The following is a 12,729-nucleotide window of genomic DNA, read 5'->3' on the forward strand; positions in this document are numbered from 1 at the left end:
CAGCCTTTATTCTTTCCAATAAAATTTACTTTTGCTTATTATTCCTGCTGTAAGGGGGCTGTTCAGAAAGGCAGATCCCCATTGAAAAACAAAAAATCATAAGTCCTGATATATCAACGTTTCTAAAACATTAAAGAGGGTGTCAAAAAGCCGAAAAAACGACTTATTAGACACCCACATCTTTTTTCATCAATTAAACATACTTGTGCTGTGCATTGGCTGAACTTTTGCGCTTGGGTCAATATAAGCTTTGGCATTGTTTACAGCTGTTGGACCTTCGCCAAACCCAGTCGCAATTAATTTTATTTTTCCTTCATAAGTACAGATGTCTCCGGCAGCATAAATTCCCGGAATATTTGTTTCCATTTTTGAGTTAACAACAATCGAATTTTTCTCAATTTCCAGCCCCCAGTTTTTGATAGGGCCTAAAGAGGAAACGAAGCCAAAATTGACAATTACTTCATCTACATCAATAATCTCTTTCCGATCTCCTTTTGCTTCTTCGACTACGACTTGTTCAATTCGATCCTTGCCGATAAGCTCAACAGGAACAAAAGGTGTTAATATATTTGCTTTAGAATTTTTTAATTGATTTACGCTATGCTCGTGCGCGCGAAATTTATCTCTTCGATGGACAACCGTTACTTTTTCTGCAATAGGCTCAAGCATTAACGCCCAGTCAACAGCTGAGTCGCCGCCTCCAAACAGGACGACCTTTTTGCCTGCAAAATAGTTTAAATCTTCTACAAAATAGTGCAGGTTTTTCCCTTCAAATTGCTCAGCATTTTCCAGCTGAAGTTTACGTGGTTGAAATGCGCCGTTTCCGGCAGTGATGATAATCGTTTTTGAATAATGAATTTCTGAATTTGTCGTTAACTTAAATGTCCCGTCACTTTGTTTTTCAACTTCCTGAACTTCCTGTTCAAGGCAGACGGTTGGATTGAATAAGGCAATTTGTTCTTTTAAATTATTGACTAATTCTTGAGCTCTAATTTTTGGAAACCCCGCTACATCATATATGTATTTTTCAGGATAAAGCGCTGTCAATTGCCCTCCTAATTGTGGAAGGCTTTCAATAATTTTAACGGAAGCCTGCCTCATTCCTCCGTAAAAAGCTGTGAACATCCCGACAGGTCCCCCGCCAATAATCGTTATATCGTAGACTTTGCTGTCCTCTTTCACAGACGATTCCCCCTCTTGTTAATCTTTATTAATCATATCATAAAAAAAAGATTGTAAAAATACAAAAATTCTGTCATTTAAAGATTTATAAAGTTGATCATTTAGCTTAAAAATAAACTTGAAAAGTTGGACACAAACGGATATCATGACTATAGGTAAAAAGATGTTAAATTTTATTGACAATTTTGCCCTTATAATTTTTTGTCCAATAACGTGAATATTTTCACAAATTATGTGAAAAGTGAGTCTAGAATTGACCGCTTTAAAAATTACGGAAAAGGTTGGTGTGTCTTGTGAGAAATCCTAAAGTTGTTATTTTAGGTGCCGGTTATGGAGGATTAATGACCGTAACACGTCTACAAAAAATGGTGAGTGTGAACGAGGCTGATATTACACTTGTCAATAAGCATGATTATCATTATGAAACAACATGGCTGCATGAAGCATCTGCAGGCACCCTTCATCATGACCGATGCCGCTATCCAATTAAAGATGTAATTGATACAAACAAAGTAAACTTTGTGCAAGATTCTGTAAAATTAATTAAAACAGATGAGAAAAAAGTCATTCTTGAAAATGGCGAGCTTAACTATGATTACTTAGTAGTCGCTCTTGGGGCTCATCCGGAAACGTTTGGAATCCAAGGGTTAAAAGAATACGCTTTCACAATTTCCAACATTAATTCTGCTAGACAAATTAGAGAGCATATTGAATATCAATTTGCTACATACAATACAGAAGAAGAAAAAGATGATACACGTCTAACCATTGTAGTCGGAGGTGCAGGATTCACTGGAATTGAGTTTTTAGGCGAACTTGCCAACCGTGTTCCTGAGCTTTGCCGAGAGTATGATATTGACCCTAAAAAAGTCCGTATTATTTGTGTGGAAGCAGCACCGACAGCACTTCCAGGTTTCGATCCTGAACTTGTGGAGTACGCAGTCAATCAACTGCAGCGCAAAGGTGTTGAGTTTAGAATCGGCACAGCGATAAAAGAATGTACTGAACAAGGAATTATTGTTGGGAAAGACGATCAAACGGAAGAAATAAAAGCAGGCACTGTTATTTGGGCGGCTGGTGTGCGCGGAAACAGTGTAATTGAAGAATCTGGTTTTGAGGCAATGCGGGGCCGCGTAAAAGTAGAGAAAGACTTGCGCGCACCAGGACATGATGATGTGTTTATTATTGGAGACTGTTCATTAATTATTAATGAGGAAATCAATCGTCCATATCCGCCGACAGCGCAAATTGCAATGCAGCAGGGAGAAGTTTGTGCGAGAAATTTAGCTGCATTAATTCGCGGTAAAAAAGAACTCGAACCATTTAAGCCAGATATTAAAGGAACTGTTGCTTCTCTAGGAGAAGATGATGCAGTAGGTATTGCGTTAGGCAAAAAAATGGTCGGTACAAAAGCATCCTTCATGAAGAAAATGATTGATAACCGCGCGCTATATATGGTTGGCGGAGCAGGTCTCGTGTTGAAAAAAGGAAAATTCAAATTTTTTTAAGCTGAAGAAAAGAGCAAAGGCTTAAGGGCTTTTGCTCTTTTAAAATAATGTTTTATAAACATGAACAGCTTTTGTAATTTCTTTTAAAGCAGGAAAGTAAAATGTTTTGGAGAAGGAGCCGCTCTGTATTTATTGAATTTTCGTAGTAATAAGCTTTTAAACAAATTAAATTAAAGAGCTCGCTATGCTGATTGCGATTAGAGGGTTCGATTCAGCATAAAATCGCCATGCTGATCTGCAATTATATAGTAGCCTGATGTATTTGGTCTGTCGGACAGCTATACCCGATATTTCCTTCAAAGTTCTTCGTTTTATTCTCAAGTTCTTGTGCTTCTTTTGTTTGTTTACACCGTCTTTTTTGTGCTTGAAGGAATGAAAGTTCTCTCTTAAATGTTGAAGCCAAATCCCTCCTTTTATGGTACAAGCACAAAAGCATCTCACATGAGTAAAAAACAGACAAAGCACTGTACATTAGGACAATCTTTCTTATAGGTAATTTTTGTCACTTTAAAACATTTGGGGAAACTTCCAGTTTTTTTGTATAAATTTTGAACTGCTCAAAGGTTGGAGAGCCTACTGAGAAGCTTTTTGTGTGCATGTCAAACTTGCTTTGCTGATTTATGCCATTAAATGAAATCTTGTACTTGATATATTGGAATAAATAGGTTAATAATTAAGGTAACAATTTATCGATTTGCTGCTTTAAAGATTTGGCACATGTAAGAAGATCTGGCAAATTAACAAAGGCTGGTCAAGTTTTTTCCTTATTTAAACCACATAAAAACTTTTAATAATAATACGACAGTTTTCTGAGGGTGAGGACACGATGATGAACATACCGGTGCTGTTGATTTCCATGCTGCTGTTCTTAGTTTTATTTTTTGGAATCGGTTTTTTATTAAATATGCTTTTAAGAATGTCATGGATAATGGCGATACTTTATCCGTTAGTATGTATTTTTTTAATTGATGAAGTGAATTTTTTTGATTATTTCAAATCACCTAGCCGCTCATTTTCTCTGTTGGGTGAAAAAATCGCCTCTCTTGCCGTAGCAGACATTCTCATTTTAGGAAGCGGGATGGTAGGTGCGATTCTATCAGGGATTGTCATTCGAATGCTTCGAGCAAGAGGATATCAAATGTTTTAAGCTTTTCCGTATAATCGGAAGGCTTTTTTTTATGTGAGCATTTTGCAAAATTAGATTTTTTGGATAAAAGTATAAAAAATAAAGCACTCGACAAATAGCTACCAGCATGTTATTTTACAAAATATTACAATAATCTTGTTTTCGGGCATACCTACAGAATTTTTCACATTGAATTTTTTTAAGCGGCTTTCTTCCCTTTATTTTCCTTTGCCATCGCTAGCGCTGAAACAAGTAATACAATAGCGTTCAGGTAAATATGGGTCTTTACTTTTTCAATTCCCCATACATGTAGGGAGTTCGCCGTAAGGTAGCTTTTCATTCTTGAATTACAGCGTTCTACACTTGTCCTCTCGTTGTAAAGCTCTTTCCAACGTTTTGTATCACGGTGCGGATTGGAATATCGGCGCACATCCTTTTTGATGTCGACTTTTACCACCATTCCATAGTTGGAAGATGAACAGGCTGCCATTCCTAATGGGCAATCCACTTTGCCGGTTGCGTGAGGACATCTGAACTTGAGCTGGTCCTTATCAGCTCCCCAATAAGTCATTTCATAACCCATGGAACAACGCGGAGTTCCATTGGAAGAAATCCCTTCAGGAGGCTCTTTTTCGTTGCGCAAATTGAGCGGGATAATGGCTTGCGCTCCAATGTTTTTGGCTGATTCATAGTTTTTTAGTTGGTCATATCCGCCATCCATGATCAGAAATTCAATTTTGGATTTGGTACGCTCTGCCACTTGCTCTATTAATTCTGGTGCGACTTCTCCATCGTTCACATGGGCAGGGGTTACTTTTATGGCTATTGGCAGTTCGCTTGCGGTATCGACTGAAAGATGCATCTTATAGCCAAACCAGGTAATTTTATTGCCGAAGGAATCATATTTTGCGCCCCAATTGGCATTACCCGTTTGTTCACTACGCTTTTTGGGCTGTTTCTTTTCATAGGCATCAATGGCGGCACTGTCGATGGCCTGGTGGCTGCCGTCAATTATTCCTTCCTCCTGAGCTAACTGTACCAAGTCAAGGAAGATCTTTTCAGCCAGCTTTTTTTTGGTAAGTGCCGCAAAAACCCGGCTGAGAGTGGAGATAGACGGTGCGGGGCGATCAATCGATAAACCGCATTGATAACGGAAACGAAGGTCTTTATCCAATCGATGATGAAGGGCGGTAAAGGTGTCGATGCCTTCGAGTGGGGCAGCGATGAGAGCCCTTAGAATCCCTTCTCTGGAATGACCGTCAGCCCCTTGGGGTGAAGAACTTCTCAACTGTTTAGCATAAGGGCGTAAATCAAGCGAGCTAAAAAAGATAGGTAATTTCTCTTTTGACTCTAATTTTTGCAGTTCTTCAAAGGAAAATAGGCTTTCTTGTAGAATATACAAAGTGACTTCCTCCTTTTGAATTTTTGTGGTTTCGTCACTTCAAAAATTCTACATTTTAGGGGTGAAGTCCTTTTTTATGTCTTTGAAATCCTTATGGCTCTTGGGTCAAAAAATATGCAAAATGCTCATGTAAAAAAAAAACGCTTTTTTGTTAAAACAATGTTATTTGAGTGCCTACATTTTATTTTTAATTTATCGGAAAATTTATACATGTCGGAATGTATTGAAAAATACACTCCTTTCAAAAGCTCCTCCAACGTATATTTTGTTTGCGATTTGGAAACAAATAGACGGTGAGAGGAGTGAAATTAGAAAAAATGAAGAGTATAAAAATGTGGACTAGAAGAATTATGATGAGTCTGTTGTTTATTGGGGCGTTTTTAACAACTTTTGAAACCATTTCAGGTGTGAAAGCAGATGAACTGACAAAATGGGTGATCAAACAATATAATCAAAGAGAAAATTCTCAACAAGCCGTTGCAAAAAATATTAATCATGCAAATCAAGGACAGACGATGGAAAAATCCATTGATTTATCAAAGTATCCAAAAAAAACAGTTGTGGCTACCGGATATACAGCCGGATATGAGTCGACAGGAAAACATCCTGGCCACCCTGAATATGGAATTACTTATTCAGGTGTTAAAGTAAAAAGGGATCATTTTTCCACTATAGCAGCAGATTTAAACGTTTTTCCGATCGGAACGATACTTTATGTACCCGGATATGGCTACGGAGTTGTTGCAGATAAAGGTGCTGCGATTAAAGGCAATCGGCTTGATTTGTATTATGAAACAGTAGAAGATGTTTACAATCAGTGGGGAAAGAAAAAAGTGGATGTTTATTTAGTTAAAAAAGGAAACGGAACGTTAACAGAAGAGGAATTAAAAAAATTAAACGAAAATAAAACGATGGAAGTTTTTAGACAACGGTAGCTTATCCCACAGGGATGGGCTTTATTTTTTGGTTTGAAAATAAAGCAAAGTTCTATTCGACCTCGTATAATAATTGAAGGAGGTGGAAAAATGTTTAAAGTACTAGACGGTTTAGAAGGGGAAAGTTTAATTGTTGGCCTTTTTAAGCAAAACGGAAATTTATCAAAAGCTTTGCAGGAGCTGGATAAAAAATTGAACAATCAACTCACCAAGCTTATAAAATCAGGTGAAATTTCTTCTGCGAAAAACAGTGTCGCAAAACTATATACATTTGATGCCGAAAACGTAAAACGAATTTATTTTGTCGGGCTTGGGAAAGAAAAAGAATTCACGTTCCAAAAGGCAATGGAAGCTTTTGGGCATGCGTTTCAAGCTGTTCAACAAGATCAGAAGAAAATCGTAAGCGTACAGCTTTCTACCTTTATTGGAGGAGATGTGGAAGAGATAGATGCAGCTCATGCACTAGCGGAAGCGTTTGCCCTTTCTACATACAAAATAAAAAACTATAAACAACGATCAAACAGCAGCGAATCAAGCATTGAAGCTGTTCATGTTTTGACAGATGCAGATAAAGCGAAAATAAACGCAGCCTTAACTGCCGGTTATGTTTATGGAAGAGGAACAAATTCGGCAAGAACTCTTGTGAACATGCCTTCAAATTTATTAACTGCGACAGAACTCGCGAATTATTCCATCGAACTGGCCAAAAAATATTCTTTTGAGATCGAAATCCTTGAAAAAAAGGATATGGAGGAAATGGGTATGGGGGGGATATTGGCGGTAAATAAAGGCTCCAGTGAACCCCCTAAAATGATTGTGTTGAAATACCAAGGAAAAAAGATTTGGGACGATGCGATTGGTTTAGTCGGCAAGGGAATTACTTACGATACTGGGGGCTACTCGTTAAAACCTAGAGATGGGTTAGTAAACATGAAGACTGATATGGCAGGAGCAGCAGCCGTTTTAGGAGCGATGGAAATTATCGGTGAAATAAAACCGAAACAAAATGTTGTAGCCGTTATTCCGGCTACTGACAACATGATTGGCAGCGGAGCGATGAAACCGGATGATGTCATCGTGTCATTAAGCGGGAAAACAATTGAAATTTTAAATACAGATGCTGAAGGGCGTTTAGCCCTTGCAGATGGCATCACTTATGCAAAGCAGCATGGAGCGAAATACATTATCGATGTTGCCACTTTAACCGGTGGAGTTATTGTTGCTCTCGGAAAGCACACAACAGGTGCGATGACGAACAATGAAAAACTGTATGATCAGCTTTGGAAAGCATCTGTTGAATGTAATGAAAGAATATGGAGATTGCCAATTTTTGAAGATGACCGCGAGCGGGTAAAAAACAGTAAAATGGCGGATTTGAATAATTCCCCTGGCCGGGAAGGACATGCGATAATGGGCGGTGCTTTTTTAGCAGAATTTGCTGAAGATACGCCATGGGTTCATTTAGACATTGCCGGGACATCCACTACTTCTAAGAAAGGCCCTCTAGGACCTGAAGGAGCAACTGGTGTGATGACTCGAACATTGGCGGCCTTTGTGGAAAAATTCGTGCCGATTAAATCATGATGGAGTCATCCATCATTAGGTTGAACTATTGCAGATTTGGCTTTATGTCAGAAATGTTATTGCTGTTTCAGTTTTTCGGCAGGAGCCGCAATTCAATATAGGAGAGAGACGGAATCTATTTTGTAAAAAAGATGACCCATTCAGTATGCTTGAAAATCGTGGATTGATTTCTTTCTGACATGTATGTTGTCGGAAGCAACACCAAATTAGGATAATGTGTCGGCACATTCTGACTTAACAAATTGCTGCACATTTATCCTGATTTGGTCTTTATTGTGAACGATTAGCCCAGTACTTAACACGTTTATAAGTGCGCATTTTTTATTGCTTTTCAAAAGAGAGCGAAGGCTTTTTTTGCATTTTTGATAATAGATTCGGCAAGAACTGTTTTCCTTCTTTTAAGGTAAGTCGAAAATATATATGTGTATTATGTGGCAGAATTCATATTTGCGAACTCTTTTTCAAAAACTTTTTCTACAGGAACATAATTGTACCCAAGGTCGCGGGCGACTGCCTCATACGTTATTTCTTTGTTGGCAACGTTGACACCTAATTTGATCGCTTCGTTTTTGGCGATTACTTCTACTAACCCTTTGTTGGCTATTTGCAATGCATATGGAATGGTCGAATTAGTAAGGGCGAACGTAGATGTTCTCGGAACTGCTCCCGGCATATTCGCAACTGCGTAATGAAGGACCCCGTGCTTTACATATGTCGGATTGTCATGAGTGGTGACATGATCGCTCGTTTCAAAAATCCCGCCTTGGTCAATGGCAACATCAACGATGACTGATCCAGGTTTCATCGATTTTACCATTTCTTCAGTCACAAGCTTTGGCGCTTTTGCACCGGGGATTAAGACAGCACCGATGACTAGATCCGCTTCTTTTACTGCTTCGAAAATATTATAGGAGTTAGACATGAGCGTTTGAATGTCGTTGCCAAAAAGATCATCTAATTCCCGAAGACGCTTAGGACTTACGTCAAGGATCGTTACATGAGCTCCTAAACCGATAGCCATTTTTGCAGCATTTGTACCGACTACCCCGCCGCCGATGATGACGACCTTGCCGCGTTCAACGCCTGGAACACCGGATAATAGAATACCTTTTCCGCCGTACGGTTTTTGTAAAAATTGCGTTCCAACCAGTGTTGCCATACGACCGGCCACTTCGCTCATCGGTGTTAACAGGGGTAACGAATGACCGTCAGAAACTGTTTCGTAAGCGACCGCAATCACACCGGATTCCTTCAACTCTTTTGTCAGCTCAGGATTAGCTGCAAGGTGCAGGTAAGTAAACAGAATAAGACCATCACGGAAATATTTATATTCTTCTTGAAGCGGCTCCTTGACCTTCAACACCATATCTGCTTCCCAAACCTTGCTTGTATCATGAAGAATTTCGGCGCCTGCTTGAATATATTCTTCATCATGAATTCCGCTTCCAAGACCTGCACTTTCTTCTACGAGTACACGGTGACCTGCCTTGACTAATGAAACAACTCCAGCTGGTGTAATGGCTACACGATTTTCGTTATTTTTAATTTCCCGCGGTACACCAATTATCATTGCAATCCCTCCTGTATAGTATAATTTCGTTTTAATATTCCATATGTACCAACAATGAGTCGGAATTTTCATGTACCTGTCCATTTTATTGTTTCTTTTCCTGCTGGCAATCATTCATTGAATTTTTTTGTTTTTATATCATATGCAAATCGGTGTATGTTTGTCTGCAGCTTTCAGCGAAACCGCCAGTATATTTGCATAAATTTATAAAATCCACTTCCGTTGCGAAAATTTCGAACATATGGTATCTTATACAGAAATATTTAGGAGGGATGAGCTGTGAAAAGGGTCACTTTAATGGAAGTCTTCACTCATCCAATTACACAAAAATATTTAAAACGATCTGGCATCGCTCACGCGATTAAAACGGCTGATCACGCTTTTCGTCTTGCGATAGCATTCAATGTAAATCCCGATCTTGCGACAAAGGCGGCGCTGTTGCATGATATTGGCCATTATGAATGGTACACGGACGGTAAATGGGATTATGAAAAATATCGAAAAAATGATATTCATGCAATAAAAGGAGCGAACAGGGCGCATAAACTGCTGATAAGGCTTGGGGAAAAGCCTGAAGCAGCCAAGCAAATTGCTTTAGCTATTCTCCTTCATACGGATTCGTATTTGCCTGATGGTAATTTAAAGCAAAATCCTCTTCAGCGTATAGTTCGGCTTGCTGATGAATTGGATGAAGAACCAGGCGGAATGCATCATTACCGTCAAATTGACGAAAAGCTGGCTTTAAAGAAAATTAGGACTCTAGATAAAAAAGTTGAAAAGTACTATTCTCAGTTAAAATCCATTGTATAAGCGAACAATTTAGGCGTTTGATCATACAATACTATAAACAAACAATGGAAGTGGTGGTTTCGTTTGCCTTCTTTTGTAGGTCCAATTGAGATTAATGAAGTCGACTCAGGAATCATAAAAGTGGGTGACAGCTTTTCTATTTCTCCTAAGGCGAGTTTAAAATCTGCGCTTGGTTCAGGAGCTTTAAATGTTGGAGACTATGTAAAAACATTTGACGTTCGTAGCAAAACGAATGAACATTCGAAAAGTTTCTTTGATCAACCGATAATAGGGAATAGGTAAAATATTTTGCAAAACCTGAGATTGATTTTTCTTTCAACTCAGGTATTTTTTTATATAGAGGGAAAAAAGGAGTGAAACAATGAAAGTACGAAAGGCAAATATAATACATAACGATGAAGAGATCAGAAACGTCTATATTTATGAAAACAAAAAAGAGGAGTATATATTAGTTGCTGTACCGCAGCTTGAATGGTCCAAGATCATTAAATATGAAGAAATCAATGACAAAACAAGAGAACATTTACAAAATTCTATTGCAAAAAGATCGAATGAGAACATTGCCATTTCACTTTCTTCGAAAATTACTCAATGGATACAGGAAATGTAAATTTTCAAGAGGATTTGAGAAACATGTAACCTCTGCTGTCAGACGGAGGTTACATTAGATTGCTTTCTTTTCTCTCTACTAATTCTATGACATCATGTATGTCGACTTGTAATACGGAGCAAATTTTTGCAAGCTTATCTAGAGGAAGGCGCTTCGTTTTGTTGTGGCACATTTCCCATACAAGCGTATGGCGAATATCAGCTTGACGGGCAAGTTCTCGTTTGGTCATTCTTTTTTGTTTCAATAAATTGTCCAATTTAATATGTATAACATATTCTTTTTTTTCCACTATGTTCACCCTTATTTGTCATATCTTCTCGGGATTTAGAAAATATTCTATCAATGTTCTTTCGTTCATTCAACCCTCTTTTATCAAAATTTTCCTTCTTTTTTATATGAATTTAACAAATGGGGGAAAGAAGGAGTCCTTCTGTTATAAAAATCATGATCATGCAATCTTTATAACAAGTTTGCCATACATCGCAAAAAGACACATACAATCACATTGCGTGTTTTTCGGTATCACGCATAAAACTTCAAATTAGTTTTTCGGTGAAAAATGATCGAAAATTCTATAAAATAAATATGAAAGATCGAAAAAAGGATCTTTTCAAGGGAGTGTGATACTTTGAATCATCAAGAAATCGAAAAAATCAACAAGATCTTCTTAATGCTTGAAAGGGAGTTAGACGAAACGAAAAAGGCGCTTGATAATATCAATAAGAGCATTGACAAATACGATAAATATCAATATACGAAAATTGTATAATGAGGCGACGACCAAATTTGGTCGCCTTTTTTATGATAATATATATAATTTATAGTATAATAATTGTAAAACATCCATAGATTTCAAGCTGAATATAAATCAGATCAAAAGGAGGGGATGGCATTAAAAAGTGAGTTATTATTAAACAAAGTTCAAGTGGCAATGTTTATGAAGGATGCGGTCGAAAGGTCTGTAGACTGGCTTTATTTGCGGAATCTTTTGCATCGTTTTATCGAATCTAAACAAACATTTCCTTTTGCAGAGCTTTGTTATTTGCATGCGAACGTATTCAACAGCGAAAATGATGAAGAAGAATTGTACAAGCTTATGGCAGCTGTTGAATTACTCGTCCTAGCTTTTGATATGTTTGATGATTTGGAGGATCTGGACAACTTTACAGAACCGTGGATGGATATTGATAGAGGGGAAGCGATTAACAGCTCATCCTTTCTTTATACGTTAAGTTTATCGCATATCCATTCGCTGTCATCACCTTATCGTTCTGAGATCCTTGGTCTGTTTCTTGATTATGCTTTGCAGGCTATGAAAGGCCAGCATATTGATTTGGCAAATGCCGTGAAGACAGAAAAAGAATGTTTGCAAATGATGAGATGGAAATCAGGTTCCCTTACAGCTCTTGCAGCTGAAGCGGGTGTCATGTTTGCATGCGGGAAAAGATACGAGGAAGTTAAGGAATACGGGCACCAAGTAGGGATTGCCGGCCAGATTGAGAATGATTATAAAGGATTGTTTACTCCGCATAAACAGGACAGGAAGTTTTTGAAGCCGTCACTGGCATTACTTTATTTGCAAAGGAAATTTAATCAAACAAGCGTGGATATTTTACAATATGTGCACAGCGGAAAAGACTTCGACGAATACTTTGGAAGCATTGTAGCTTTTAAAGAAAAGCTGTTGGAAGCGGGAGTCACCCAATATTTAAATGTGATGAAACACATCGCGCTTAAGAAGGCTGAAACTTATATAAAAAAACTTCCGCTGCCTGCTGAGAAATTGGATGAACTATTAACAAATTTAATCAAAAAATAAAAAAGGAGAGATCAATATGCAAGAAATCGTAAATTTCTTAATCGAAAACCCTGATGTTTTGGAGAAAGTCGTGAATGGACAAGCTAGTTTGATTGGAGTTGAATTGGAAGAATTATTGGGTATAATTGATGGGTTTGTAGATACGCTTTCTGCAAATTACAGCTATTGGTTATCATAATTTTA

Annotated in this window: 14 protein-coding genes; 10 read left to right on the top strand and 4 right to left on the bottom strand. The window is 37.9% G+C overall.

Features of this window, described 5'->3' with window-relative positions; translation table 11 throughout:
* Positions 1 to 189 precede the first annotated feature (189 nt).
* Positions 190 to 1,182: an NAD(P)/FAD-dependent oxidoreductase gene (locus tag NSS70_RS05050; protein ID WP_063387074.1), complete on the bottom strand. Its 993-nt coding sequence runs from the start codon at positions 1,180 to 1,182 to the stop codon at positions 190 to 192.
* A 284-nt stretch (positions 1,183 to 1,466) separates the two neighbouring features.
* Here NSS70_RS05050 and NSS70_RS05055 point away from each other — a divergent pair, with 284 nt between their 5' ends.
* A complete protein-coding gene (locus NSS70_RS05055; RefSeq protein WP_186439306.1) occupies positions 1,467 to 2,690 on the top strand; it encodes an NAD(P)/FAD-dependent oxidoreductase in 1,224 nt (407 codons plus the stop codon).
* 829 nt (positions 2,691 to 3,519) lie between these two features.
* A complete protein-coding gene (locus NSS70_RS05060; RefSeq protein ID WP_063387105.1) occupies positions 3,520 to 3,837 on the top strand; it encodes a YuiB family protein in 318 nt (105 codons plus the stop codon).
* Positions 3,838 to 4,015: 178 nt separating this feature from the next.
* Here NSS70_RS05060 and NSS70_RS05065 read toward each other — a convergent pair whose 3' ends face one another.
* Entirely contained in the window at positions 4,016 to 5,218 is a 1,203-nt protein-coding gene (locus NSS70_RS05065; protein ID WP_340732215.1) for a transposase, read from the bottom strand.
* Between the two features lie 317 nt (positions 5,219 to 5,535).
* Here NSS70_RS05065 and NSS70_RS05070 point away from each other — a divergent pair, with 317 nt between their 5' ends.
* Together NSS70_RS05070 and NSS70_RS05075 are read left to right on the top strand one after the other, a co-directional pair.
* Complete coding sequence (locus NSS70_RS05070; RefSeq protein WP_063387072.1) at positions 5,536 to 6,153, top strand: 3D domain-containing protein; 618 nt, start codon at positions 5,536 to 5,538, stop codon at positions 6,151 to 6,153.
* Positions 6,154 to 6,243: 90 nt separating this feature from the next.
* Complete coding sequence (locus tag NSS70_RS05075) at positions 6,244 to 7,737, top strand: leucyl aminopeptidase (protein WP_339194504.1); 1,494 nt, start codon at positions 6,244 to 6,246, stop codon at positions 7,735 to 7,737.
* A 427-nt stretch (positions 7,738 to 8,164) separates the two neighbouring features.
* Here the strand turns inward: NSS70_RS05075 and ald are convergent, their stop codons facing one another.
* Complete coding sequence (gene ald, locus NSS70_RS05080) at positions 8,165 to 9,307, bottom strand: alanine dehydrogenase (RefSeq protein WP_063387070.1); 1,143 nt, start codon at positions 9,305 to 9,307, stop codon at positions 8,165 to 8,167.
* Positions 9,308 to 9,586: 279 nt separating this feature from the next.
* Here ald and NSS70_RS05085 point away from each other — a divergent pair, with 279 nt between their 5' ends.
* The 3 genes from NSS70_RS05085 (at position 9,587) to NSS70_RS05095 (ending at position 10,727) form a co-directional block, all read left to right on the top strand.
* Positions 9,587 to 10,117 carry an HD domain-containing protein gene (locus NSS70_RS05085; protein WP_063387069.1) on the top strand — a complete coding sequence of 177 codons (531 nt, stop codon included), beginning with the start codon at positions 9,587 to 9,589 and terminating at the stop codon, positions 10,115 to 10,117.
* Between the two features lie 63 nt (positions 10,118 to 10,180).
* Positions 10,181 to 10,399, top strand: a complete 219-nt coding sequence (locus NSS70_RS05090) for a spore germination protein (RefSeq protein WP_063387068.1) — start codon at positions 10,181 to 10,183, stop codon at positions 10,397 to 10,399.
* 79 nt (positions 10,400 to 10,478) lie between these two features.
* Complete coding sequence (locus NSS70_RS05095) at positions 10,479 to 10,727, top strand: YueH family protein (protein ID WP_327873263.1); 249 nt, start codon at positions 10,479 to 10,481, stop codon at positions 10,725 to 10,727.
* A 49-nt stretch (positions 10,728 to 10,776) separates the two neighbouring features.
* On the opposite strand, the gene NSS70_RS05100 is transcribed toward NSS70_RS05095, so the two are convergent.
* Entirely contained in the window at positions 10,777 to 11,016 is a 240-nt protein-coding gene (locus tag NSS70_RS05100; protein ID WP_232515690.1) for a helix-turn-helix domain-containing protein, read from the bottom strand.
* A 339-nt stretch (positions 11,017 to 11,355) separates the two neighbouring features.
* Between NSS70_RS05100 and NSS70_RS05105 the strand changes: the two genes are divergently transcribed.
* From NSS70_RS05105 to comX, 3 genes are all read left to right on the top strand, one after another.
* Entirely contained in the window at positions 11,356 to 11,496 is a 141-nt protein-coding gene (locus NSS70_RS05105; protein ID WP_063387066.1) for a DegQ family regulator, read from the top strand.
* A 117-nt stretch (positions 11,497 to 11,613) separates the two neighbouring features.
* Positions 11,614 to 12,546: a polyprenyl synthetase family protein gene (locus NSS70_RS05110; protein WP_339194508.1), complete on the top strand. Its 933-nt coding sequence runs from the start codon at positions 11,614 to 11,616 to the stop codon at positions 12,544 to 12,546.
* 16 nt (positions 12,547 to 12,562) lie between these two features.
* Entirely contained in the window at positions 12,563 to 12,724 is a 162-nt protein-coding gene (comX, locus tag NSS70_RS05115) for a competence pheromone ComX (RefSeq protein WP_082830253.1), read from the top strand.
* Positions 12,725 to 12,729 lie beyond the last annotated feature (5 nt).

Origin of the sequence: Aeribacillus sp. FSL K6-2848 (genome assembly GCF_038004325.1) — a bacterium.
GTDB lineage: Bacteria > Bacillota > Bacilli > Bacillales > Aeribacillaceae > Aeribacillus > Aeribacillus composti.